The following is a 22054-nucleotide window of genomic DNA, read 5'->3' on the forward strand; positions in this document are numbered from 1 at the left end:
TCAGCTCACCATGAATTGGCTCAGCGACTGGCTGAGCGCCCGCGCATGCTCGGTGGCTTTTTTGGTCTCGCCGGCGAGTTTCGCAAACCACTCGGCGGGATCGATGGTCTTGGTGTTGAGCACGATGCCTCGCACGACCATGGCGATCTTTGCGATCAGGCGACCGCGCTCAAGCTCGAGGCTGTAACGGTTTTCGCCGAGCTCGACGCTGACGCCGGTGGTTCGCCCGCCCGAGAAGAAGCCGCGGGATTCGTGTACCGTCACCAGCTCCGGCATGGCCTCTTTCAGTCGCAAGGCAAACGCCGTGAGGTTTCTCTCGGCGTCCGCCTTGAAGCGGCGCAGCCACGCCGCCTGCATGTCGAAATTGAGATCGTCGCTCATGGCTGCTGCACCGCGGACGCCGCGACGCCCTGCATGCCGCGCACCAGCTTCTCACGGATCTCCACGAGTTTTGCCTCGCGATCGCGATCGGCGGCTGCGACCTCGCGCTCGATCTTGATCACCTCGTTCATGGTGTTGATGGTCTGGTCGGCGACCTGCGCCAGCACCTCGATATTGCGCGCGTCGCCACCAAGGCTCCGCGCCGCGGAAGTCGCCGCCTCATGCGCGCCCTTGGAGGCGAGGATGGTGATCTGCCGCGCCGCGTCGTCGAGCTTGGCCGCTTCGTCGGCGGCCCGCTTGATATCGACCTGCACGACCGCCTGGCTCGCCACCGCCATCAGCCGCGGGATTACCACCAACATGCCGTTGGAAATCTGCATGATCCGCGTTTCCGCGGCCTTCTTGTTCTGGCCGATGATCGGGATCAGCATCGCCGAGCCCATCAGATTCTCGCGCATGTCGGCGATCTTGCCGCGGAAGTTTGCGATCGCCGAGCGGAACTCCATCACGTCGGCGGCATCGACCGCCTCGCCCGTCGTGACTGCGTGCTGGCGCAGCTTCTCCAGCTCCTCATAGCCGCGATCGAGTGCGATCTGGCCGGCGGCGATTTCGATCTTCAGGCCATGCAGACTCTCGCGGATGGCGACCGCCTGCTGATCCAAAAGCTCGACTGCGACGGATAAGTCCGCCTTGGTCCTGCGCGCCTTGGCTTGCTCTGCGTCCATCAGGTCCAGGAATTTCTTACGGTTCTCGGCAAAGCCCTTGAAGGCGGTATGGGCGTCAGCGACGAAGCCGACGATCTTGCCGATGATGCCGCCCCGCGCCGATGCACCGCCTTTGACTTCGGCCTGCAGATCCTCGATCCGCAAGATCTTGACGCCATCGATCACGCTGGCCGCGATGCGTCCGACGTCGCCGGTTTCCCCCAGCCGGACGCCGGTCAGCAATTGACGCGACGCGGCGGCGATGCCTGCCAGCACGCCCTCGCCATGGGCGAGCAGCGAATTGGTGTCGCGGAAATTGATCTTCGAAGCGGAGGCCTCCGCCGCCTTCAAATCGTCCGGGCCGAGATTGGCGATCTCGACCAGCCGTTCAGGCACTGGCGTGGCCGCAAGCCGCGGGTCGGCCGTTGCCGGCAAGGATGCCGCCGGCGCGACCGTGAGCGGCTGCTCCGGCGGCGCAACAAGCGCTTGTCCGGCTGGTGTTTCAAGATTGTCGAAAATTGAGAGATCGAGCGGCGCGCCCGGCCTGGTATCCGGCATGATCAATCCTTGGGTGTTGGTCTCCGGAAGCAAATTCGATCATACGCGGGTTGGAAGACACCGCACAAGGATGCGCCGACAGGTCAGGACGAGGGCGGTGCTCCCTTGTATCCGTCGGCGCGGCAATGGCTGTGGTTCAAATCACACTGCAATCGAAAGAGCAGGAAATCCAAAAGATGCTATTTTTTTCGGCGAAGAAGGCGCGCATATCGCGGACAAAAGCGCGCGCGACCTCGGACGGCAGTTCGATAGGTTTGCGGGGCATGCGGTGAAGATAGGGTTGCAAGCCGCGAATCGCGAATCCAACCGCCAACGAGTGCGGCCCTTGGCTGTCCTGGGGACCAAGGGCCGCGGGGCATTCCGATGATGCCTTCGTGAGGAAAGACATCGGGGCGATCCAAGCGTGATGTTGAGGCAAACTTGCGAACGATCGGGTGCTAAGCGACGGCCTCACAGGGGCAATAATCTGGCGTCAGCACCAGCCTTGTCTCGCGCGGATCGCGCGAAGCAAACGGCCCCACTCATTGGGGAGGAGCGGGGCCGCCAACCTTGCGGTTGGCTCCCCGGATGGGTTTGGGGGGCTTCTTTTACCGGGGAGCGATGAGTCGATTCCTCGCCGCGCTTCTAGTTCCGAAATTCCGGCTCAGTGGCACGTGCTGGTATCATCGTCAGGGATAAATCCCGGTGGCATGCGTGGCGGTGTCAATCCATCGCTCGGATTGCAGTTTGGGCAGGGCATCCCCAGAGCCCCGCAGCCACAAGCGTGCTCGCCTTCCCAAGGACGTTCGGGATGGCTTTCGCAAACCCACAGACTGCCGTCGCAGCGTTGGCAGGTCATGACCCGGTCTTGTCTCGCTCGGCTCGAGCAAGTGTCTTAGTATGCTGTTCGGCCATTTCGCCGGTAAGCAGATCAGGCCTTAGCCGGCGCCCCGGCTCGTCATCCCAATAGAAGAACCGGGAAGGCCTGCCGTCCGAAAACCGGACTTCATAGCTGCCGCACTTCGGGACGGCCTCGTGTTTGATCAGTCGGACGCTCGCCATGCGTCCATGATTCCGCTGCCATCCCGCTATCCGCAAATCATCAATCCCTTGGGGTGCAGAGGGGCGCCGGGCTACCGCACGTCGTGGTATGAAAGAGGCCGCCAACTGAGGCGGCCTCTAGTTTTCCTCCTCTTATTGCGGGTCTAAAGCGCGTTTTGGTTTTGCCTCCGGGGCTGGCGGCGGCAATTCGCCCGCTTGGTCTTTGAGATCGGCGGCGGCCTCGATAAGTCCAGCTGCGATCTTGGGATCGGAAGTTGTCTTTGCCATCTTGAGCAGCGCAATTGCTGCTTGGCGCGCGTGATAACGACTCTCGGACATCGGGGACCCCAACTTCACCCACCTACCGCGCACAAGTGAGAAGAGCGAAGCTGCGATTCAGTTCCGTCGCGAACGCAGATTTTTCTCGCCAATTGCGGCCGACCGTGTGAACTAATCATTCACCGCAATTGCTTCGGCATGCCGAACCTTAGGAACCTTCGCGGCGTTTGCCTTGTGCACTTGAAGCTGCAGGAGGAGGAGATGAAGCGTTTCTTCCTTGGCCTTCGCGGTGGAAGTAATATCGATGATCCGTTTGGCCTTCGGTTTGAGACCGAGTTGCAGGCCTTCCATGCCGCCGAGAATCTAGCCCGCGAATTGTCCGAGGCGCGTCCGTCATTACAGGGGAATACCTGGATTGCGCTCACTCAAGAGGGCTCAGACAGCACCTATTGCATTGCCGTCGGCAGTCACCCGGTGGGGAGGCCTGGCACGGCCGCGGCGTTGATGTGCGCTTCGCCCATGCCGTGATGACGATGTCAAAAGAGGACTTGATCAATTTGCACGCGACCAGGGGCGGCCGAAGCTTGTCGTGAGGCGCCCACGCTCATGAAGCGCCGGCGACGATCACACCGGAAGCGTAACCGCCAGCGGCTGGCGTCTCACGCTAGGCGACTGCGGCGATAATATCTGGCGCGGGCCTTCGGGCCCGCGTTGCATCTTGTAGATCCGCTGAAAGCTGCGCCTCTCTCAACTGCTGGCGTAGATCCATTAGTTCGAGGAACTGCGCGTGAAGATCAGCTTCTGTCCGTCTGAGTATTCCAAGCCGCGCGATGGCCAGATCTAGGCGCCTCAAATAGAGTTTCATTTTCGTCTCCCCAAAACCATTAGAGGAAAAACGAGATAGCTTGTGGATAAGCCTAAAAATTAACTTGCAAGCAGCAAAAGGCTGAATCCCATCAGAGTCAATTACAAATTGTCGGAGAGCTTAGCGGGCAGGGGCTGGCGACACACGCCAGAAGGCTGAGGCGATAACGCGATATCAACCCGGCCCGCGTAGCTTTTGGCTACCGCGGGTCTGGCATCGCGTACCGCGACATTGGTGATTTGATTGACCCGCCGGCGCCCACACGTCGGCGGGTTTTCTTTTTGCCCTGGAGGGCAGCCTCAGCACCGCCCCTGCTTCGCTAGACCGGGCGGGCAGCCGTAACCGCCCCAGCCCGTCTTGCGACCGTGGCTCCAGCCAGGTGGCGGATAGTGGTAGCCGTGACCCCAGCCGTGACCGTGACCCCAGCCGTGACCGTGACCCCGGCCGTGACCGCCTTTTATTTCGATGACATCGACGTTGTTCGTGATGTCCTGCACGAGCGGATGAGTCGGCGACCGGGGGAATGCTGACACCGGTGAGATCATTAAGGCGACGTGCACCGTGAGCGTGATTCCAAGAAGCAGTTTGCGCATGGTTGTCCCATTCCACATTTGAACACGCGATTAGGCAGAACGGGAAAATGTGGCCGGCGCGGGGCTTCGGTCTCGCGCATTCATTTTGCATCGGCGTCGATCGCGCAGCGCCTGAGACGCGCCAAGCGAGCCTCGACTGCGAGCTTCGTCCGCCGCAGCGCCTTCGCAATTCGATACGGGTGCATCTGGGCGGACAAACGAAGCAGTTCCTTGTCCTCCTCAGGTGTCCAGACCCGCCGCTGTGGCCGTCGTAGATCGCGCATACTCGTACGATGAAGGACCGCGATCGCAGTTTGCCCCAAGTCCGGATGCGATGTGAGTTTCCAGAAGTGCTAGCCCGAAAGGGTGGCCTCTACGGCGTCCAAGGGAAACCGAAGCGATCGGACAGCCGCATGCAGCCGGCGAGCGCCAAGACGTAGAGGCAGACGATCACCGTCCAGCGCAGAACAGAGCGCAGGCGACCGCAGCATTCTGTCGCTTCCCATAGCCTTCCCAATCGAGATTTCTGGGAAGATTGCGGCGGCGAATTGTCTTCTAAGTGATTGATTTCGATGGTCGGGGCACGCGGATTCGAACCGCGGACCTGCAGTACCCAAAACTGCCGCGCTACCAGGCTGCGCTATACCCCGATTGCTGGTTCGATAACACGCTCAAAGCGCCGGCAGCAAGGTACGGCTGGACGGCATCGGGGTGTCAGGACCAGTGCGACGCGGCCGAAGACGGCGACCTCGCCGGCGCCTAGTGCGAGGCGACCGGCGAGCCCGTCTCGGGGTGAATCTCCGCCGCCATCATGCCCTTGGAGCCGGGCCCGAAGCGCACCAGCACATACTGGCCGGGACGAAGCTCGGTCATGCCGAAGCGGCGCAGCGTCTCCATGTGCACGAAGATGTCCGGCGTGCCCTCCCCGCAGGTCAGGAAGCCGAAACCGCGCAGCCGGTTGAACCATTTCACCTGCGCCCGCTCGAGCCCGCTCGTCGGCGTGACGGTAACGTGAGTGCGCGGCGGCAGCATCTGCGCCGGATGGATCGCGGTTGATTCGTCCATCGAGAGGATGCGGAACGCCTGGTATCCCTTGGCGCGCTGCACGCATTCGACCACCACCCGCGCCCCCTCATAGGCCGTCTGGTACCCGTCGCGCCTAAGCACGGTAACGTGCAGAAGCACGTCGGGCCAGCCATTATCGGGGACGACGAAGCCGTAGCCCTTGGAGGCATCGAACCATTTGATGACGCCGGAGATTTCGACGAGATTGGCGGTCTCACCCAAGCCCGACAGCGCTTCCATCGCCGCGTCGCGTGGCGCACTGCTCGCGAACTCGTTCGCTCCGAGGCGACCCTGTGATGTCCCGCCTGACATCGGCCCGCCCTTCTTGGACTCAAATCCGTCCGACCCCATAACCCCGGACCCCACACATCATTTTTGCGGTCCACCGCGCTTTGCGACCGCACCAAGCGCGCTCTCCATCCAAATTTCTGGTGATGAATCGCGCGAATCTCTACGAATCAAAAGATAACATCCCCGTCTACGGCGCATAGATAAAAAACGGATTCGCCGGAACCTATGAACAGTCTTGCACAGGGCCGAATCAAACGCGGCTCGCGCCCGATCGGACGCGCGTCATCGCACTCTAGTTGTTGATTGAACATGATCTTTTCGAAAAGCGGGCAGCCACGCCCCACGATCGAATGCCGGGCACGCCGACCTGGAACATGCACTAATTGCCGACGAAAGGCCCGAGGGTCTCGCCGATGTCGAAGGGGATGACGAGATCGGCCATCTCGTCCTGCTCGGTCGGCTCGCGGTTGATGATGACGAGCCTGGCGCCGCAGTTCTTCGCCATCATGGGAAAACCGGCCGCAGGCCACACCACGAGCGATGATCCGATTGCGATGAAGAGATCGCAATGTTGCGCGAGTTCGGCCGCGCGGGTCATCGCCTCCTCCGGCATGGCCTGACCGAACGAGATCGTCGCGGTCTTGATCGGCTCGTCGCAGTCGGTGCAGTCGGGCGCGCCGCCCTCCGTCTCGAAACGATGCCTCACCCAGGGCATATCATAGGCGCGGCCGCAGCCGATACATCTGGCATAGGTGGTGTTGCCGTGGAGCTCGATGACATGGTCGGGCGCAAAGCCCGAAGCCTGATGCAGGTTGTCGATGTTCTGGGTGATGATCGCAGGAACCTTGCCGGCGCGGTAGAGCGACGCCAGCGCGCGATGGCCGCGCCCGGGTTTCGCCGACGCCAGTGTCGGCTCCATGGCAAAGCGCCGCCGCCAGGACTCGTCGCGCGCCTCCCGGCTCGCCACAAACTCGTCGAACGGGATCGGCCGGTTGCGTGTCCACAAGCCTCCGGGCGAGCGGAAATCAGGAATGCCGCACTCAGTTGAAATCCCGGCCCCGGTAAAGGGCACGATGGTGGAAGCACCGGCGATAAACTCGCCAAGTTGCTCCACAGCGCTCTGAAGGTCTCCTGCGATCATGGGCGCGAACATCCGTTATCTGGAACGAGAGGCCGTGCGGGCTATATAGCACGGCCAAGCGGATTTCGCGGCTGGCGCCCTGCGTTTCCGTGCGTCGCCTCAGACGACTTCGGTTGACCGGCTCGGCGCACCACAACAATGGTGGAACTCGTATCCATCGCGGAGCGTTAGGCGCGTTGAGATTTTCTCAAGGCGCGACGCAAATTTTTCATCAGCATGTGCACATCACAATCCGGCACTGCCCTCTCCGCAATCGCGCCCCAATCCGAGCCGCCAATGATCACGGGACCGACTCATCTGAGTCGCAATCAAGAAAAGGGATGGGCATGACGGAACAGGAACAGCGGCTCGCGAAGGAACGCGAGGAGATCGCCGCGCGTGTGGCAAGCTTCAAGGCGATGCAGGAGAAATTTCAGCGCGAGCGCGAGGAATATTTCACCGTGACCTTGCGCAAAGCGCGCGAGGGCAAGTCACCGCACTGGCGATAGACGCACGCGTTCAACAAAAAACCCGACGCAGTTCGCGCCGGGTTTTTGTTTGACAGGTCAGCGCCCGTCAGTAGCCATAGTAGTGGCGGTAGTAGTGATGCCGGTAATAGGGGTGGTAGTAGTGGTGGTAGTAGACCGGCCCGCCGTAATACGCATACGGGCCCGGCGAGTAGTAGGTGCGAGGTCCGTAATAGTAGTCGTCGTAATAGTAGGGCTGCGAGGCAGCGAACGCGCCCGCAGCCAGCGCGCCGGCAGCGAGTCCGAATGCGAGGCCCGGTCCAAAGTGGTGAGCCTCAGCCGGCGCCGGCGCTGCAACAGCGGCGGCACCGACGGCGCCAACGGTCGCCAGAACAACCAATGTTTTCCTCATGTGATCCTCCTCTTGAAAGGCTGTAGAACCAACGATCCGCGACGGCGATTGTTGCGGTGGAACCGATCACGGTCAGGGGAACCCGTCTAAATTTTCTGCAATAATTTCTTGGCAGGTCTGGCGGAACGAAACCGCGCTTGCCACGTTATGACTGCGTTGGAGAGGCAAGAGCACATCAGACCCCGTCGACGTCTTCGGATGGCGGCGGGGTCTTTGCGCTGCCGATCCGATTGTCCTTAAGGGGGCGGCCATGCCGGCGTGGTTGGAAGTCCTGCTCGACGTGCTCGCCTTTGGCGGGTTTATCGCGATTGCCACTCTGCGCAGATCGCCGCCCAAGGACGACAAGCCCGCGTCCTCCATGGGCTCGCCGCCGCGGCCTTAGCCGTGCAAGAAGCGGTGGCTAGAGATCCGCGAGCCGCTTCAGCGTCGCCTTGAAACTCAATGAACGGTTGCCGCCGACCAGCGTGGTGCCGAACACCTCGGCGCCGTCGTCGGTATAGGTTCCGGAAAATCCGCTGGTGACCTCCTGCTTTCCGAACAGCGGCCGCACGAAGGGATCGGGAAAATCGGTGTGCTGGTTGGTGGCGAAATAGCCCTTCCAGGTGCCATTGCCGACCGTGTAGGAGCCGACCGACCAGAAATAAGGCCCGCCGCTGATCAGATGCCCGTCGCGCAGGATCGTAACCCCGCTGTCGTGGCCCTTCACGCCGTCCAGCATCTCGATATGGATTGAAAACAGTCCGTTCTTCATCAAAGGACGCCCGCGGTCCCCTCCTCCGTGTTCCATTATAGACTGCTGCAACAGGTGAGGAGAAGCAGGCTTTGCGCACCCCTGTCCTTTTGCGTGCGACCCCTCGGGTCAAGCCCATGGGCACGCTTGCCGGCAAGCCGGCGCTTGCGCTTGCGCCACGCTGGCGAAGGGGGTCAGCGACCGCCCGCGTTGCTGGTCTACAATACCAGGATCACCAATTGGTAGAGCGCGTAGGCGACTTCCGCGCCCATGATGACGAACGCCGCGATCATCAGATAAAGGCCAAACCGCATCAGAGCTTTGAACCAAACACTTTGTTGCGGCTCACCCGCGAAAGCGTGTGGCCGTGAACCGATTTCAATACGCATTGGTGAGGACTGTCATTCTTCTGGGCCGTGTTGGATTAGCCGTCAATGACTTTCGGCACGCGCGTTTTTCTACGCCGTCGATTGAGTCTTTTCTGCAACGCTCCTTTCCGAAAAAAACACGGAAAGGGCGATCAATAGGCCAAGCTTTTTAAAAGGGTGAGCGACTTGAGCAGCAGACCTCCGCCGCCGCGGAGTTGCCTGTGCCGGGAGCCCCTCTTTGAAGGTTGCTGTAGCGACGCAAGCGTTCTGCCTGTTCAAGTGCCGTAGAGAATTCTCAGTCCCCACACCACCACGACGACGGCCGACACCAGCGTGGCCACCATCAACACACTCTCCAAGGAAGCGACTCTCATTGTTACACCCCGCTTCCCAGCCCCGCGACCGGTCTAGTTGATTCGTAAAATCACCCGCAATCCACAGGTCACAATCGCTTGAGCTTTGTTCATCAATTGTGGTTTGCAGAGCACACGTGATCGGAAAGACTCAGGCGGAACCGGGAGAGGCTTCCGTCAGATCAGACGGCCCCAATTGTCGCGGGCGATGAATTGCCCGCGCGCAGCTTTCCGCTCGCGTGATGCTTTGTTCCGCTTCTGACTCCATTTCGTTCCCAAAGAACGAATCGGATTCTCGCAAATCGGCCGGCGCGAAATCCTAACAATCGGTTCTCGCGCACGCTCAGCCCGTCGCGCCACCTCCTTTATGTTTCGGTAAGCATGTTGTTGGTAGAATCCATTGAGTTTGTTGTGTGGAGTACGCGTATGATTGATTTTGAAGCACTGCGTGGGCTCGCGGACGAAACCCGTCATTTCATCCAGATGTCCGAAGACAAGGGCCGCGCATTGCGCGTTGTCGTGACCGAGCACGACGTGGTCCTCGGCATTTTTCCCTGCGCCATCGAAGGTATCGGGTTGCACGTCATCAAGGGCCACGAGATCCTCGATCGGATCGCGAACAGCCACGAGATCGCCGACTACACTCACACGGCGATAGCGGTTCACAGTCGAGAGCAGGCGGTTGCGCTTCAGCAAGTCCTGACGCAGCAAGTCTTTGCTCGGCAAGTGCTGGCCGCCTAGCGACGGACCGTCTTCGAGCTGCAGCCCATGCCGTGTTGGGGCACGCGCCGGCTCGACCGGCGTCTTGCGCTGAGAACGCCCCTGCCCGACACAGGGCTGCGCGCGCGTGGGCCCCCTGCCCCCGCGCCTGTTCTTCTGCTATTGAACGCCGCCAACCAAAAACCGTCCGTCAGGGAGAACAACAATGCGTTTCCTCCACACCATGCTGCGCGTGCGCAATCTCGATACCGCGCTGAAATTCTATCAGGATGCGCTGGGGCTGAAGGAAGTCCGCCGCATCGACAACGACAAGGCCAAATTCACGCTGGTGTTTCTGTGCGCGCCCGAGGACGTCGACCGGCTCAAGAGCCAGCCACAGACCCGCGGCGCGCCGCTGGTCGAGCTCACCTATAATTGGGACGAGGAGAAATATGGTGAGGACCGCTATTTCGGCCACCTCGCCTATGAGGTCGACGACATCTACGCGACCTGCGACAAGCTCATGAAGATGGGTATCACCATCAACCGTCCGCCGCGCGACGGCAACATGGCCTTCGTGCGCTCGCCCGATCTGCATTCGATCGAGCTGTTGCAGAAGGGCGACCCGAAGCCGCCGGCCGAGCCCTGGACCTCGATGCCGAACACCGGCCACTGGTGAATGGACATGGTGGCGCTTGCGAGCACAAAAGAGCCCCGCGCACAACGCGGGGCTCTTTTCGCGCGCGCTTGTCAAATTTGGACTATGTACGGCACAAGCCAATCATTCATATCGGGAGCGAGACGTGGCGAAGGGGTTGACGATCTGGGGCCGGACCAATTCGGTCAATGTGCAGAAGGTGCTGTGGTGCCTGGCCGAGCTTGACGTGCCCTATGAGCGCATCGATGCCGGCATGCAGTTCGGCAAGAACAACGAGCCCGAATATCTGGCGATGAACCCCAACGGCCGCGTGCCGACGCTGGTCGATGGCGATTTCGTGCTGTGGGAATCCAACTCGGTGATGCGCTATCTCTGCATGGCCTATGGCAAGGGCACGCCGATCTATCCGCAAGAGCCGCAGCGCCGCGCCGCGGTCGACCGCTGGCTCGACTGGACGCTCTCGACCGTGCAGCCGGTCGATCGCCCCGTGTTCTGGGCGCTGATCAGAACCCCGAAGGACAAGCAGGACATGACGCAGATCCAGAAGGATGTCGACGCCGAGGCGCCGGTGTGGGCGATCGCCGATCGCCAGCTTTCGACGCGGCGCTATGTCGAGGCCGATCAGTTCACCATCGCCGATGTCGCGGTCGGCGCCTACGCGCGGCGCTGGCTCGGATTCACCGGCATCAGCAAGCCGAAATTTGCGCATGTCGAGCGCTGGTACGCCGACATCGCCAGCCGGCCGAGCTTTTCGAAGCAGCTCGCGACGCCGATGAGCTAGCGGCCGACGCTGCCCGCGACGCCAACACCGATCGAGCCGCCCACCTTCACGCACGTATCGGTGCCGGCGACCTTCACAAAGCCCGCGCCATAGGCCGCGCAGGAAGTGACCGTTCTCGGCCGCTTCACCGGCAATGTCTTGCCGTTGCCCGGTTGATCGAACTTCAGCGGACGCGCCTGTTCGGCCGAAGCCGGCGCGATCAGCGCTGCAAGGGTGACGAGGAAGACAAAGCGCTTTTGCATGCGCGCTCTTTAGCGCGGCAAGATGGCCAAAACCAGCGCACGATCCCGAAAAAGCCTGCCCCACACTTGCGCGGAGATCCTGCGCCAACAAAAGAGCCAAAGCGCCAAATCGTTCGCGCTTCAGCGCACGAACTTGACGCCGGCCGACCGGCCGCGGCGCCAGATCACCTGACACTTGTGGCCGGTGCGGGCATCGCGGGCGAACGCCAGGCGCAAGGTGGCGGGAAGTGCCGCGGCGTTGTCGATGCTGATCCTGGCGCCGGAGCTCGAAATGTCCTGCACCACGCAGTGGCGCGCCGCAAAACCGCCCTCCAGCGTGATCCACGCTGGTTGGCCCAACAGCTTGCGCGATTCCCGTTTCCTCGGTGCCGACATAGTCCGCTCTCTTGGGAGCCCACACCTAGGCCCGGGGACCTTTCAAAACCGTTGATTTGATTGAATAGTCGAGCGTTCCATTAAGGCCGGCAAACGTGCCGCCGGCGCTTGCCCGCTTCCGCAAACGCCTCTATACGTTCGCCCGCCGTGGCCGGCGGAACGCCCTTGGCGTCCTTGTCCGCACGGTGAAATCCTCGCCGCAAGCAACTGATTAAACGAGGATTTTGCTCCCTTCGTCTATCGGTCAGGACGCCACCCTTTCACGGTGGAGAGAGCGGTTCGATTCCGCTAGGGAGCGCCAGCAATCGGCCTGCCCGGGATGCCGTAGGCCTTAGCCATCCTTTCGGACTAGCCCATCTGGAAGCTCACGCAGCGTCCCGACACCGGCCAAACTGCGATTGCGGCCCCCTTTGTCCCGAGCCCCCTGCTCGGGGCCGCCGGCCTCGGTACACACCGGATGTACTGAGGCCGTTTTGCTTTTGCGGAAGTTTTCGACCGCTTGGGCTCGAGCCATCACGCCACAAAAACGCCGCGCGCTTGAAACCATTTCCCAAGCGCAACGAAACGCTCCTGAAATAAAGCGGCGCCTATGCTTCCTCCGCTGACCCAGAATGGGGAGTATAGCGTTCATGACGTTCGTTATTGCGTTTCTGGTTTGCTGTAGCGCCGCCGTGTTTCTCGCTCATGCATTCGATGCCTATCAGGCCGGTTAGAAGACCAGCCTGCATCATGAGGGAAGATTGGTCCTGAAATGGAAAGCGCGGGACCGGAGCCCCGCGCCATGCGATGTTTATCGCCGCCGTAATACTACGGGTTTTGTAAGATATTTCATGCAGCCTTCAGGCAATCCATGCGATCGTGTCCTGGTGGGGGCCGTTGATTTAAGTTAGTTGGAGTTTTCAAATGGATTCTCTCCGGGAGCGTATTGCCGCTTTTGCCAATGAGTCCGCCAATCTCCTTGTTCAGTTGAACGAATTAGACGAATTGCGCGAGCAGATCAGAAAACTATCACCGGGATCACCCAAGCCAGTGAAGAGGTCCACCAGCGTCAAGCGGCGATCCCTCAGCCCTGGCGCCGATTGGCGCTAGATCAATCAGTTGCGTGGCTCTCAAGCCACTAGCCGCCGGCGCGCGCCGCTTAAGGCCTGACCTGCTTTCCGGAGAAACTGGCGGAGCGCGACGCAAGATTGTTCGTCCGCGCCGAGCGCGACAAAGCTCGCCGCCTGCCGCGTCGTACCCCGACGATGATACCGGCACGCGCCACTGAGGCAGAATTTCGGAACTCGTGGCGCAGGCGGGAGTCAACTCAGTGCCTCCGGACAAGCACCGTAATTTAATTGCCACGGAGGAAACCCAAGGGTTGGCGGCCCTGCTCATCCGACCATATGAGCGGGGCCGTTTGCTCTGCGCGTGATACCTGTGTCGCTGGCGCCGACGACCGGCGACCCGTCAGGCCATCGCCTCCAATTGTCCCGCTCGCGTCTGCGGGCTGCGTGGGATTGCACTCGGAAGAAAATCGTGGTTGTTCGCCGGCTCCGATCGCGGTGGCGAGCGTGCCGCGGTCATGCTGACGTTGATCCAAACCTGTAGGCTCAACGACGTTGATCCGCAGGCCGGGCTCGCCGACGTGTTGGCGCACATCAACGATCACGCTATCCACAGGCTGGCCGAGCTCTTGCCGTGGAACTGGTCCGCCGAGATGGAACGTCGTAAAGTGGCGGCATGAATGCCGCCACCATCGCCCGCCTCAAGATCACTCTCGACGACGTCAAGCCCGTGGTCCTGCGCCGCGTCGAGGTGCCATTCGATATTCGGCTCGACCGGCTGCATCTGACCATCCAGGCAGCCATGGGCTGGACCAACAGCCATCTGTACGAAATCCGCGCGGGCGGCGTCGGCTGGAGTACCCCCGATCCCGATGCGGGTTGGGGCGGTGACTTCATGGATGCTCGCAAAGCGCAGCTCGGCGACATCCTCGAAGACATCGGCACAAAGACTGTGAAGTATCTCTACGACTTCGGCGATGGCTGGGAGCACACGATCAAGATCGAACGCCTGATCGATCCCGAACCGGGCATGCTTTATCCGCGCTTGATCGAGGCGAAGGGCCACTGCCCGCCCGAGGACGTCGGTGGTCCTTGGGGCTATGGCGAACTCCTCGAGGCCCTCGCCGATCCCAGCCACGAGCGCCACGGCGAGCTCAAAGAATGGTTGGCAGACGACTTCAACCCTCATGTCGTCGATATCGACTGGCTGTCCGAAGACGTCGCCGATCTGGCGCAGCGATGGTCGCGCCAACCCGCCGTAAAGCGCCGCCGCTCTGCCTAACCCGCGGCGCTTACCGGATGGTTACGTTTTGCATAGCTCAGCAAGCGGCTCGCTGTCTGGTAGTATAGTGGCCGAACCAAATCAGCACCGCAGGGGCGACGGGTGGCATGCTGGAATTCTTCACTTCTGATGTCGGCAAAGTAGCTTTAGGAGGCGTAATTGCTGTGTCCGGCCAGCTTGCGGTGACGCTGATATCCTGGCTCAAGGAACATCGGTTTGCTGCGAGCAAAAAGAGGAAGGACGCTGAATACCTTGCCATGCGCTTAGTGCTGGCTTTTGATGGTCTCATCAATGGTTGCTACAACGCGGTTCACGATCCGCTTAGAGAAGATCAGGAAGGGATTAGTGAGAGCACCGTGCCCGATCCGACGCTCACCCTCCCTTCCGATGGAGATTACAAAGCGCTCTCTCGTCATCTGATGTACGAAATATTGTCGATGCCAAACCGATTAGAGGGCATCAAAGAAGGTTTGTCCTCGGTTGCGGAAGATTCCGATCCGCCGGATTTTTTCGAGTTCTTTGAGTATCGTAGGGAACATTGGTCAAGGCTTGGGCTAAGAGCGCTCGACTTAATCGACGCGCTTTGTCATCGGTACAAAATACCCCCGCCTACGCGGCCGAATTTTTACACGCCGAGAACATCGTTCCAGGATGAGATAGCTGAAATCGAGAACGACCGTCGAGAGCGACTCGAGCGCAACAGAGTAGTGATGGCGGGCTTCAATCTCAACCCGAACTACCGCTGCAACGATACAGGTGCCGCCTAGATGATAGTGCTGCTGCTGATCCTAATACTTTGTGTCCTGCTATTCGGAGCGGGCGCGGTGCTGGCCGGGTTCAGGTGGCTGGCGGTCATTGTCGTGACACTGACGTTGCTCTACGTGCTGATCGTCGCAGTGGCGTCGGTTTTCGTCGGTGTGCGTGACACGGCACCCAAGTTACCGGGAGCCGCCGCCGCGTTCTTACGGAGCTATGCTAAATTTCTTGGCGCGCCGGTCCTTGGACCTATTGCTTACTGGCGGTCAGTCTCCGAACGGCGAACACGCGGCGAGCACGTTGGTGCAGTTTCGAGCAGTCTTGCGTTTCTGTGGACCTTCCTTGTGGGTGTGTTCTTGAGTTGGTTGGCTTGCATCATACCGCTTTTGATCGTGAGTGCTGTCTATCAGGCATCGCTGGGTTGAAGCGCCCTGTCCTTCCGCAGGGAGGCCAGCCCGCCGAATGTAGTCGCCTCTACCCTCTACCACGCGATGACAGTTCAAAGCGGCGGGGCAGTTCCTTGGCGCTGCAGTAGGCGACCGCTCGCTTCAGCGCTGCCTGCCGGCGCCGGTCAGCGCCGCGCGGCCCTTTTCGAACAACTGGCTGATACGACCGCCGACCGAATGCGGCCGCAGGCTCGGCGATTCCAGGACATGCATGAGGTGCTGGTGATCGGTCGGAATGCTGTTGATTTCCGCATCGAGCGTGGCCTGGACGGCCGCCATCAGATTGCGAAGACGCCCGTCCCAGTCGGACCCTTTCAGGTCGATCCGCTCCTTTACGACGCTCTCGATCTTGTAGATCTGGCTGACGATCTCCTTTGCCTGCATCACCCGATTGTTCTTCAGCGCAAACAGCAGGAGCTGGCGCTTCTCCTCGATCTGGTCGAGAACCATCGAGACCGCAGCCGCGTTAGGCGATTTCGCAATCACCGCCGCCGACCGGCTTCCGGCCGGATTGGCCGCAAGAAGGATCAGCTCCCAGGGCGTCTCGAGCCGCTTGGCGACGATCGTCAGCGCGAACGGCAACGCATCGGCGCGCTTCATTTTCAGCGCGACCAGCGCATCCATGATCTTCGAAAGGACCGAGCCCTCCAGCTTGGCAATCCGCGGCGCAAGCGTGCGGGTGAAATCCGCAAGCTCCTGCTGCATGCGCATGTAGCGGAGCATCTTCTTCAGCTCATCGAAGGCCGCATGCGAGCTGGTATAGGCCGATAGCCCGGCGCGCACGTCGGCCTCTCCCCCGGCCGTGCCAAGCATGCCGTCGAGGTAGGTGAGCATCTTCTTCTGGAAAGCCGCCGCGATCTGCCGCGCCTCTTCGCGGTTCTCGGAGGTGATGGCCTTTTTCGCCTGCGCCACGTAATCCGCGGCCATGCTCGGCAACAGCCTCTCGGTGACAAGGCTCCAGATCGGCGCCAGCGATCCGCGCGCAATCTGCCCGGCGTTCGCCCGCTCCGGCGCGCCATCCACCAGCACCGGCTCAAGCGGCTCGAAGAAATAGCGTGACGGATTGCCGATGCGGTACTCGCTCTGGCCGGTGTTGCGGAACTCGGCTCGCAACGCTGCGATCAGCGGCTCCGAATGCGGAATGTCCTCGCCGAGAAGATGCAGCCGCTCCAGCTCGGCGAGCAGACGGCTGCGCACCTGCGGCGACAGCTTCCGCAGATACTGCCTGAGGTTCTCGGCGATCTGATCCGATCCGCTCATCGCATCAACGGCTCCAGGCTAAGGCCAACACGCTCCTCGATCCAGATCCAGCGATCGCCGGCAAGGCTTTGCTCGTGCGTGGAATTTGGCGGCGACTGCACTTCCGGCGAGTTAATAGCACGCACATCCTCAACCAGTGGTTACATTCCGATGAAAAATCTTGTCGGATTTCCTCTAGCATTATCAGTGGCCGGTGGTCCTACGGGCGTGGCGCTACGGGCGAACCCGGCAGGTTGGCTGGTTCGGTTCCAGCGCAGGTTGCAGGCGGAATCGCGGAACCAGATTTCTTGCCGGCAGCCACGTGCCGCGTCGCCGGTAGTGGGATAGTGCCAAGCGCCGGAACTTCCCGTAAGTGGACGATGCGGAAGCAAAGTCGGGTGGGCGTGGAACCGAGGGACCAGCACCCATCCGTCCCGGGCGGCCTTATTCGTCTTCCTGGCCTAGCAGCTTGCCAGTCTCTTTATTGATGAAATGAAGCCTTGTGCAGGCCCTACAGACCACAGTGTCGTAGGTGCCGCTCGGATCGTCCGGATCGATTCCTTCGGCCAGCCAGTGCTGCACGTTCATACCGGTTTGCGGACATTTGAAAAGGATGTGTCGGCCCATTCGCAATAAATACTGCGATGGCCAGTTTCAGAAAACTCCGGATGTTTCCTAATGCAGTGCAGCGACTGCAAAATTAGGACACTGCCAAATTCAACTTTAGGACACCTCGGGTCAAATACGGGCAGCACCCTATCGCCGGGTGGGACCATCGCGTGCACCCTTCCGCGGACGGCCCGCGATCCGCGGTCGAAGGTGCGCTTGCATCACCAAAGGATCTCGCAGAGCTGCTCGTAAAGCGATTGCGAGCGGTTGGGGGATCGCGGCATCGACCTTGTATGCGCTTCTCGACGGCGAAGCGGTGGTCCCAGGCGTCGATGGCGTGCCGGACTTCGACGCTCTGCATTCCCGCCGGTATGACGATGGTGTCAGGTTCTGCGCGTTCGACAGCCTGAGGCTCACCCGCATCGTCTCCAGCGTATCCTCCCTATTTTGGTCACCTTTTGATCGCGATGTGAGTAGTCAAATTGCCCGCAGCCAAGGGGTCAGTGATTTCGACAGCGAAGCGGATTGCAGAATGCGATTGAAGAACGCTGCATTCTTTGCCGTTGGTTTCCTGTCTGTCAGTTTTTGGCTGCATGGCAGTGCGCGATGCCAAAGCTCGCTTTCCCGACCACTTTCACTTGCCCCGCCGCCATCGGTGACCGACCAAGGTTCGCCACCAGCGGCTAGGTGTCACTGGGGCGGTCTCAATATGTGGTGCAGCACCCCAGCGAGTCCTGGCGTTTTATCGCCACCGCCGACCGCCAAGGATTCGCCGCCACCGGCCGCCAATAACGTTTCTCCGCCAATGGCGACAGACGACGTTCCACCGCGAACAGCGACAGCCAGAGGTTTGCCGCCGCAGGCCGCCAAAAACGTTTCTCCCCCAGTGGCGACAGACGACGTTCCGTCGCGAACAGCGACAGCCAAAGGTTCGGCACGATCGGCAGCCAAAAACGCCTCTCCGCCAATAGCGACAGACGACGTTCCACCGCAAACAGCGACAGCCAAAGGTTTGGCACGATCGGCAGCCGCCAGGAACTCGCCACCGCCTGCCAATGCCAAAGACGCGCCGGCACCGTCCATCGACAACATTTCGCCCACGCCGCGCATCGCCAAGCGGTCTCCGTTACAGGAGCCCGCTGCCGGCTCCGATGGCTTTACCGTGGGTGTCGAGGACGCCGAGGAGACAGGCCAGCCGCTGCCCACTAAGCCTCGCCCAGCAAAACAGTCCAGGGTCAGGCAAAAGCCCGCTACGACTGAGGGATCATCGGCGAAACAGCCGCTGGACGATCAAGCAGAAATTGAGAAACTGAAGCCCTATCTTGCGATCTGCCGAGGCTGCTAAAGGGTAAGCTGCTGCCGCGGAGCGCCCATGATAATCAAAAGCGGGTCGTGAAAGACACGGCGGCAATCAGCAACGGCAGCACTCTCCGCCGGACCATGCTTCGCGCCCCTCTTTGACCAGGAACCAAACGATTGCCAGTGAGCCGACGGCATCGATCCACCATGCGCCGGTCAGCCATTGCGCAGCGAGACTGATAACGACCACAAAAGACAGCCAGCCGCAGGTCACGGCTTCCATGGCATCCGCGCGCAACGCGCGGCTTCCAATCCTTTCAGCAATCGCGATCTTGCGGTGGGCCAGGTAACGCATGGCCGGAATCGCCATCAGGGTGACGATAAAGCCCACCCACGAAAATACTTCGCCGGTCCCCGTCCACAGGCGCCATAGAGAGGCAACGGTGACATAGGTCGCCAGCGCGAACAGCAGACCCCCACCGATACGACTGGCAACGTGCTCGGCGCGTTCAGAGAATCTCTGCCCATGGCGAAGTTCGACGGATAACCGCCACATGAGCACGCCTGCCGAAACCAACTCGATGAGACTGTCCAGACCGAAAGCCAGCACGACAAGACTGCCAGCCAAGATGCCGGCGCTGATGGCAACGACGGCTTCAATTGCCATCCATCCGATCGTCAGCCATTCGAGCCGAAAGGCTTCACGTATGAGCCAAAGCCGGTCTGGACGCGGCGGAAGGACCAAGGGAGGCGGAGCGTAACATTCTGTCATGCCATCTATATACGCGCGCCGAGTGCTGATGTCAGTTCGGAGTCATTCGGCCGATCCAGTGCGGACTGTCGGCTTGAGGACGCCTCTTTCCACTCGCACCTGATTTGCCCGACGGGCAAGCTTCTGAAAATCGCAATTATGTCAAGCCCCTTCATCAAAAATATTTCTCTTTATCAGAAGCGCAAATCAGGCGTAGCTTTCGCCCGTCTCGCGCCCGTCGGAGGGGCGTATCGCGATCGTCACGGACGTGGGGTGCGGGATGCGATGGACGTTGTGGCCACGCAAGACGAGCGCGGCCAGGGCGGACGGCGAAGACGTGTGGTCCTGACACCCCGACGCTGGTGTCAAGTCGCGCGGGTTATGCCCGCGCGGCGACGGAGGCTAGAAAGCCCGGCACTCCGGGGAGAGCGCGTTATAAGCCGTAAACCATTGCGCAGGGAATGCCGGACTGTTGCGGCGTACCTGTAGTTTAACTCGTGTGCATTTTTGCGCACATTTGCGCACACGAGTCTGCGGGTGTGCCAGACACCCGGCGTTCCCTGCGCCCTCCCAATTCTCGAGGGCAGAAGCGAGCGTACAACCCGGACCGTTCAGGCCGCGGGAACGCGAAGCGTTGTCATCCACTGTTTGGCAGGTCAATATCTTCTCCCATGACTGACACTCCCCCTCGCGCCAATGGCGCTCGCGTCCTTGCCGATCTCAACGCGCTGCGCGCGATCGGCACCTACAAGACCGGCGTGCACAAGCCGACCTTTTCGGACGCGCATATGCGCTCGCTTGAATGGCTAGCCGCACGCCTCCCCGAGGCCCAGCTGGCGGCCACCATTGACGGCATCGGCAACGTGCTCGGCACCAGCGCGAAAGCCGGGCCCAAGCTGCTTGCCGGCTCGCATCTCGAAAGCCAGAACCATGCCGGCTGGCTCGACGGCCCGCTCGGCGTCATCTATGCGCTCGAGGCCGCGCGCGTGCTCAATGCCGATCCCGGAATTTCCGGCGCCGTCGAAGTCGCCTCATGGTGCGACGAGGAAGGCCATTTCGGCTCCTTCCTCGGCAGCCGCTCCTTTGTCGGCGCTGTCATGGAGGCCGAGATCGACGCCGCGCGCGACCGCAACTCGGATCGCACCATGCGGCAGGCTTTGGAGAGCGTGGGCCTGAACGGACGCGCGCGCGTCACCGCGGAACGCGGCCGTCACATCGGCTATCTCGAAGCCCATATCGAGCAAGGCGATCGGCTTGAGACGAGCGGGCTCAAGATCGGCATCGTCACCTCCATCGTCGGCATCTGGCAATACCGCATCACCTTCACCGGCGAGCAGAACCATGCCGGCACGACGCGGATGGAAATCCGCAAAGATGCAGGGCTTGCGCTCGCCAGGTTCTGCGTCGCGATCGACGAGGCCTTCCCGAAAATCTGCGGGCCGCGCACGGTCTGGACCACCGGCCGCATCACGCTCGATCCCGGCGCGCCCAGCATCATTCCCGGCCGCGCGGACATGCTGTTCCAGATCCGCGACGATAACCCGCAGGTGATCGACCGCCTGGAAGCAGAGCTGCGCCGCATGGCGGCCGAAGTCACCGCGGCGGGCCGTGTTGCCGTTGCGGTCGAGCGGATCAGGACTGGCGTGCCCGCCTTGATGAATGATGCCTTCCAGGATGCAATCGAGGCCGCCAGCCAGGTCTATGCGTCGGCCAAGTCCGTGCGGATGCCGAGCGCCGCCGGCCACGACGCGCAGGTGTTGTCGACGATCATGCCGGCCGGCATGCTGTTCGTACCCTCGATCGGCGGAATCAGCCATCACTGGACGGAAAACACGGCGGATGCCGATATTATCACCGGTGCCGAGGTGTTCGTCGAAGCCTGCCGGCTCCTGCTTCAACGCGCAAGCGGCGGGGTCGATTGATCGGTGGTCGTCAGCAGCCGCGGCAGATCGACCGCACGATTTGTTTCACCCGTTTGTCTTCGCGATCAACGGCGGGATTGCCGGTACCAAGCAGCGCTCCCTTCTGCCTTGCGCCGTGCCCGCTGGATGACAGCGCGGTGCCGAGCGAGTTGGTGCCCGGCGTCGCGCCATTGCTGCCGAAGGCGCCGCCCGTCGGCGAGGAATGGTTCGATCCCATGCCCATCCCTTGGCTGAAGGCGGATGTCGCAAGGCCGACCGATAGTGCGACGCCGAGGATCAGGAGCATTTTCATGCCGAAAACCTCCCTTTCTTGTTTGCCGTTGTATCCAATGAACGGGAATCCAACCGCCCGGCCATACGCCGGTTCCCGACGGCGCTCGGGTGGCGCTTTTTGGTTTCGATACAAACCGGCTTTAGGCTATCTTCCACTCAAATCGAGGGAGTCTTCCGATGCGCGTTGTTCTGGCCGCCGTGATCATCGCTTCGCTGGCAACCCCTGCTCTCGCCCAGCAGCAACACATGCAGCAAGCTGGCGAGCCAGATCATGAAAAGACGCCTGCCGAGTTGGCTGCCGACAAGGCCGCCGCCGACGCCTACAAGCGTTCGCTCGGTGCGATTCCCGATCAGGGACCGGTCGACCCTTGGGGCGACGTGCGCAACAACAAGGCGCCAAAGCCGGCCGCAACCAAGACCGCGAAGGCCAAGGCCAAGAACCGCAGCGCCGAAGCGAAGCCGCAGTGACGTTTCCCAAGTCTGGCGTTGGC

The 22054-nt window shown here is 61.3% G+C and carries 27 protein-coding genes, 2 tRNA genes and 1 pseudogene; 12 read left to right on the forward strand and 18 right to left on the reverse strand.

The features are described from left to right. The 4 genes from VKR55_RS15975 to VKR55_RS15990 form a co-directional block, all read right to left on the reverse strand. Positions 1–381 carry a hypothetical protein gene (locus tag VKR55_RS15975; protein WP_324404875.1) on the reverse strand — a complete coding sequence of 127 codons (381 nt, stop codon included), beginning with the start codon at positions 379–381 and terminating at the stop codon, positions 1–3. Continuing rightward, on the reverse strand, positions 378–1643 hold the full coding sequence (locus tag VKR55_RS15980) for a toxic anion resistance protein (RefSeq protein ID WP_324404876.1): 1266 nt from the start codon (positions 1641–1643) through the stop codon (positions 378–380). The genes VKR55_RS15975 and VKR55_RS15980 overlap by 4 nt, the downstream gene beginning before the upstream one ends. 136 nt (positions 1644–1779) lie before the next feature. Continuing rightward, positions 1780–2031 carry a hypothetical protein gene (locus VKR55_RS15985; protein WP_324404877.1) on the reverse strand — a complete coding sequence of 84 codons (252 nt, stop codon included), beginning with the start codon at positions 2029–2031 and terminating at the stop codon, positions 1780–1782. A gap of 785 nt (positions 2032–2816) precedes the next feature. Then, a complete protein-coding gene (locus VKR55_RS15990; protein ID WP_324404878.1) occupies positions 2817–3002 on the reverse strand; it encodes a hypothetical protein in 186 nt (61 codons plus the stop codon). 201 nt (positions 3003–3203) lie between these two features. Here VKR55_RS15990 and VKR55_RS15995 point away from each other — a divergent pair, with 201 nt between their 5' ends. Further along, positions 3204–3470 (forward strand): hypothetical protein, encoded by a 267-nt coding sequence (locus VKR55_RS15995; RefSeq protein ID WP_324404879.1) that lies wholly within the window; start codon positions 3204–3206, stop codon positions 3468–3470. A gap of 136 nt (positions 3471–3606) precedes the next feature. Here the strand turns inward: VKR55_RS15995 and VKR55_RS16000 are convergent, their stop codons facing one another. The 4 genes from VKR55_RS16000 to VKR55_RS16015 form a co-directional block, all read right to left on the reverse strand. Then, positions 3607–3807: a hypothetical protein gene (locus VKR55_RS16000; protein ID WP_324404880.1), complete on the reverse strand. Its 201-nt coding sequence runs from the start codon at positions 3805–3807 to the stop codon at positions 3607–3609. Positions 3808–4952: 1145 nt separating this feature from the next. After that, positions 4953–5029 (reverse strand) — tRNA-Pro (locus VKR55_RS16005). A 109-nt stretch (positions 5030–5138) separates the two neighbouring features. Then, complete coding sequence (locus VKR55_RS16010; RefSeq protein ID WP_324404881.1) at positions 5139–5795, reverse strand: cold-shock protein; 657 nt, start codon at positions 5793–5795, stop codon at positions 5139–5141. Positions 5796–6114: 319 nt separating this feature from the next. Then, positions 6115–6876 (reverse strand): SIR2 family NAD-dependent protein deacylase, encoded by a 762-nt coding sequence (locus VKR55_RS16015; RefSeq protein WP_324404882.1) that lies wholly within the window; start codon positions 6874–6876, stop codon positions 6115–6117. 326 nt (positions 6877–7202) lie between these two features. Between VKR55_RS16015 and VKR55_RS16020 the strand changes: the two genes are divergently transcribed. Further along, positions 7203–7364, forward strand: coding sequence for a hypothetical protein (locus VKR55_RS16020; RefSeq protein WP_324404883.1), 162 nt, complete (start codon positions 7203–7205; stop codon positions 7362–7364). Positions 7365–7431: 67 nt separating this feature from the next. Here VKR55_RS16020 and VKR55_RS16025 read toward each other — a convergent pair whose 3' ends face one another. Continuing rightward, positions 7432–7734 (reverse strand): hypothetical protein, encoded by a 303-nt coding sequence (locus VKR55_RS16025; protein WP_324404884.1) that lies wholly within the window; start codon positions 7732–7734, stop codon positions 7432–7434. 250 nt (positions 7735–7984) lie between these two features. On the opposite strand from VKR55_RS16025, the gene VKR55_RS16030 reads away from it, so the two are divergent. Then, positions 7985–8116 (forward strand): hypothetical protein, encoded by a 132-nt coding sequence (locus VKR55_RS16030; RefSeq protein ID WP_324404885.1) that lies wholly within the window; start codon positions 7985–7987, stop codon positions 8114–8116. Positions 8117–8134: 18 nt separating this feature from the next. Here the strand turns inward: VKR55_RS16030 and VKR55_RS16035 are convergent, their stop codons facing one another. Both VKR55_RS16035 and VKR55_RS16040 read right to left on the reverse strand, forming a co-directional pair. Then, positions 8135–8485 (reverse strand): GrlR family regulatory protein, encoded by a 351-nt coding sequence (locus VKR55_RS16035; RefSeq protein ID WP_324404886.1) that lies wholly within the window; start codon positions 8483–8485, stop codon positions 8135–8137. Positions 8486–9362: 877 nt separating this feature from the next. Then, positions 9363–9911 (reverse strand): hypothetical protein, encoded by a 549-nt coding sequence (locus tag VKR55_RS16040; RefSeq protein ID WP_324404887.1) that lies wholly within the window; start codon positions 9909–9911, stop codon positions 9363–9365. A 199-nt stretch (positions 9912–10110) separates the two neighbouring features. On the opposite strand from VKR55_RS16040, the gene VKR55_RS16045 reads away from it, so the two are divergent. Next, entirely contained in the window at positions 10111–10563 is a 453-nt protein-coding gene (locus tag VKR55_RS16045; RefSeq protein WP_324404888.1) for a VOC family protein, read from the forward strand. 124 nt (positions 10564–10687) lie between these two features. Beyond that, positions 10688–11323 carry a glutathione S-transferase family protein gene (locus VKR55_RS16050; RefSeq protein ID WP_324404889.1) on the forward strand — a complete coding sequence of 212 codons (636 nt, stop codon included), beginning with the start codon at positions 10688–10690 and terminating at the stop codon, positions 11321–11323. Here VKR55_RS16050 and VKR55_RS16055 read toward each other — a convergent pair. Then, the gene (locus VKR55_RS16055) at positions 11320–11565 is read right to left on the reverse strand and encodes a porin (RefSeq protein ID WP_324404890.1); all 246 of its coding nucleotides are present in this window, start codon (positions 11563–11565) and stop codon (positions 11320–11322) included. The genes VKR55_RS16050 and VKR55_RS16055 overlap by 4 nt on opposite strands. Positions 11566–11685: 120 nt before the next feature. Next, positions 11686–11940 (reverse strand): PilZ domain-containing protein, encoded by a 255-nt coding sequence (locus VKR55_RS16060; RefSeq protein ID WP_324404891.1) that lies wholly within the window; start codon positions 11938–11940, stop codon positions 11686–11688. A gap of 226 nt (positions 11941–12166) precedes the next feature. Between VKR55_RS16060 and VKR55_RS16065 the strand changes: the two genes are divergently transcribed. From VKR55_RS16065 to VKR55_RS16085, 5 genes and pseudogenes are all read left to right on the forward strand, one after another. After that, positions 12167–12241: transfer RNA gene (locus tag VKR55_RS16065), tRNA-Glu, on the forward strand. Positions 12242–13426: 1185 nt separating this feature from the next. Next, positions 13427–13666 (forward strand): annotated as a pseudogene (locus tag VKR55_RS16070) (transposase domain-containing protein); the annotation flags it as partial. Beyond that, the gene (locus VKR55_RS16075) at positions 13663–14268 is read left to right on the forward strand and encodes a plasmid pRiA4b ORF-3 family protein (protein ID WP_324404892.1); all 606 of its coding nucleotides are present in this window, start codon (positions 13663–13665) and stop codon (positions 14266–14268) included. The pseudogene VKR55_RS16070 and the gene VKR55_RS16075, both read left to right, overlap by 4 nt. A gap of 107 nt (positions 14269–14375) precedes the next feature. Further along, the gene (locus tag VKR55_RS16080) at positions 14376–15035 is read left to right on the forward strand and encodes a hypothetical protein (RefSeq protein ID WP_324404893.1); all 660 of its coding nucleotides are present in this window, start codon (positions 14376–14378) and stop codon (positions 15033–15035) included. Next, positions 15036–15449, forward strand: a complete 414-nt coding sequence (locus tag VKR55_RS16085; RefSeq protein ID WP_324404894.1) for a hypothetical protein — start codon at positions 15036–15038, stop codon at positions 15447–15449. Positions 15450–15572: 123 nt separating this feature from the next. On the opposite strand, the gene VKR55_RS16090 is transcribed toward VKR55_RS16085, so the two are convergent. From VKR55_RS16090 to VKR55_RS16105, 4 genes are all read right to left on the reverse strand, one after another. Then, the gene (locus tag VKR55_RS16090) at positions 15573–16730 is read right to left on the reverse strand and encodes a hypothetical protein (protein WP_324404895.1); all 1158 of its coding nucleotides are present in this window, start codon (positions 16728–16730) and stop codon (positions 15573–15575) included. 423 nt (positions 16731–17153) lie between these two features. Further along, positions 17154–17297, reverse strand: a complete 144-nt coding sequence (locus tag VKR55_RS16095) for a hypothetical protein (RefSeq protein WP_324404896.1) — start codon at positions 17295–17297, stop codon at positions 17154–17156. 725 nt (positions 17298–18022) lie between these two features. Further along, positions 18023–18394, reverse strand: a complete 372-nt coding sequence (locus tag VKR55_RS16100; RefSeq protein ID WP_324404897.1) for a hypothetical protein — start codon at positions 18392–18394, stop codon at positions 18023–18025. A 335-nt stretch (positions 18395–18729) separates the two neighbouring features. Continuing rightward, positions 18730–19284, reverse strand: coding sequence for a cation diffusion facilitator family transporter (locus VKR55_RS16105; protein WP_324404898.1), 555 nt, complete (start codon positions 19282–19284; stop codon positions 18730–18732). Positions 19285–20039: 755 nt separating this feature from the next. Here VKR55_RS16105 and VKR55_RS16110 point away from each other — a divergent pair. Further along, complete coding sequence (locus VKR55_RS16110) at positions 20040–21290, forward strand: Zn-dependent hydrolase (protein ID WP_324404899.1); 1251 nt, start codon at positions 20040–20042, stop codon at positions 21288–21290. Positions 21291–21300: 10 nt separating this feature from the next. Here the strand turns inward: VKR55_RS16110 and VKR55_RS16115 are convergent, their stop codons facing one another. Beyond that, the gene (locus VKR55_RS16115) at positions 21301–21582 is read right to left on the reverse strand and encodes a hypothetical protein (protein WP_324404900.1); all 282 of its coding nucleotides are present in this window, start codon (positions 21580–21582) and stop codon (positions 21301–21303) included. Between the two features lie 158 nt (positions 21583–21740). Here VKR55_RS16115 and VKR55_RS16120 point away from each other — a divergent pair, with 158 nt between their 5' ends. Further along, positions 21741–22031 (forward strand): hypothetical protein, encoded by a 291-nt coding sequence (locus tag VKR55_RS16120; protein WP_324404901.1) that lies wholly within the window; start codon positions 21741–21743, stop codon positions 22029–22031. The last annotated feature ends 23 nt before the right edge of the window (positions 22032–22054 follow it).

This window comes from Bradyrhizobium sp., from assembly GCF_035309285.1.
In the GTDB taxonomy this organism is placed as follows: Bacteria; Pseudomonadota; Alphaproteobacteria; order Rhizobiales; family Xanthobacteraceae; genus Bradyrhizobium.

Excerpts from the sequence above, each read along its gene's own strand:
- VKR55_RS15975 (WP_324404875.1), bottom strand. The coding sequence starts at position 381 with ATGAGCGACGATCTCAATTTCGACATGCAGGCGGCGTGGCTGCGCCGC.
- VKR55_RS15980 (WP_324404876.1), bottom strand. The coding sequence starts at position 1,643 with ATGCCGGATACCAGGCCGGGCGCGCCGCTCGATCTCTCAATTTTCGAC.
- VKR55_RS15985 (WP_324404877.1), bottom strand. The coding sequence starts at position 2,031 with ATGTCTTTCCTCACGAAGGCATCATCGGAATGCCCCGCGGCCCTTGGT.
- VKR55_RS15990 (WP_324404878.1), bottom strand. The coding sequence starts at position 3,002 with ATGTCCGAGAGTCGTTATCACGCGCGCCAAGCAGCAATTGCGCTGCTC.
- VKR55_RS15995 (WP_324404879.1), top strand. The coding sequence starts at position 3,204 with ATGAAGCGTTTCTTCCTTGGCCTTCGCGGTGGAAGTAATATCGATGAT.
- VKR55_RS16000 (WP_324404880.1), bottom strand. The coding sequence starts at position 3,807 with ATGAAACTCTATTTGAGGCGCCTAGATCTGGCCATCGCGCGGCTTGGA.
- VKR55_RS16010 (WP_324404881.1), bottom strand. The coding sequence starts at position 5,795 with ATGGGGTCGGACGGATTTGAGTCCAAGAAGGGCGGGCCGATGTCAGGC.
- VKR55_RS16015 (WP_324404882.1), bottom strand. The coding sequence starts at position 6,876 with ATGATCGCAGGAGACCTTCAGAGCGCTGTGGAGCAACTTGGCGAGTTT.
- VKR55_RS16020 (WP_324404883.1), top strand. The coding sequence starts at position 7,203 with ATGACGGAACAGGAACAGCGGCTCGCGAAGGAACGCGAGGAGATCGCC.
- VKR55_RS16025 (WP_324404884.1), bottom strand. The coding sequence starts at position 7,734 with ATGAGGAAAACATTGGTTGTTCTGGCGACCGTTGGCGCCGTCGGTGCC.
- VKR55_RS16030 (WP_324404885.1), top strand. The coding sequence starts at position 7,985 with ATGCCGGCGTGGTTGGAAGTCCTGCTCGACGTGCTCGCCTTTGGCGGG.
- VKR55_RS16035 (WP_324404886.1), bottom strand. The coding sequence starts at position 8,485 with ATGAAGAACGGACTGTTTTCAATCCATATCGAGATGCTGGACGGCGTG.
- VKR55_RS16045 (WP_324404888.1), top strand. The coding sequence starts at position 10,111 with ATGCGTTTCCTCCACACCATGCTGCGCGTGCGCAATCTCGATACCGCG.
- VKR55_RS16055 (WP_324404890.1), bottom strand. The coding sequence starts at position 11,565 with ATGCAAAAGCGCTTTGTCTTCCTCGTCACCCTTGCAGCGCTGATCGCG.
- VKR55_RS16060 (WP_324404891.1), bottom strand. The coding sequence starts at position 11,940 with ATGTCGGCACCGAGGAAACGGGAATCGCGCAAGCTGTTGGGCCAACCA.
- VKR55_RS16075 (WP_324404892.1), top strand. The coding sequence starts at position 13,663 with ATGAATGCCGCCACCATCGCCCGCCTCAAGATCACTCTCGACGACGTC.
- VKR55_RS16080 (WP_324404893.1), top strand. The coding sequence starts at position 14,376 with ATGCTGGAATTCTTCACTTCTGATGTCGGCAAAGTAGCTTTAGGAGGC.
- VKR55_RS16085 (WP_324404894.1), top strand. The coding sequence starts at position 15,036 with ATGATAGTGCTGCTGCTGATCCTAATACTTTGTGTCCTGCTATTCGGA.
- VKR55_RS16090 (WP_324404895.1), bottom strand. The coding sequence starts at position 16,730 with ATGAGCGGATCGGATCAGATCGCCGAGAACCTCAGGCAGTATCTGCGG.
- VKR55_RS16095 (WP_324404896.1), bottom strand. The coding sequence starts at position 17,297 with ATGAACGTGCAGCACTGGCTGGCCGAAGGAATCGATCCGGACGATCCG.
- VKR55_RS16105 (WP_324404898.1), bottom strand. The coding sequence starts at position 19,284 with ATGGCAATTGAAGCCGTCGTTGCCATCAGCGCCGGCATCTTGGCTGGC.
- VKR55_RS16110 (WP_324404899.1), top strand. The coding sequence starts at position 20,040 with ATGACTGACACTCCCCCTCGCGCCAATGGCGCTCGCGTCCTTGCCGAT.
- VKR55_RS16115 (WP_324404900.1), bottom strand. The coding sequence starts at position 21,582 with ATGAAAATGCTCCTGATCCTCGGCGTCGCACTATCGGTCGGCCTTGCG.
- VKR55_RS16120 (WP_324404901.1), top strand. The coding sequence starts at position 21,741 with ATGCGCGTTGTTCTGGCCGCCGTGATCATCGCTTCGCTGGCAACCCCT.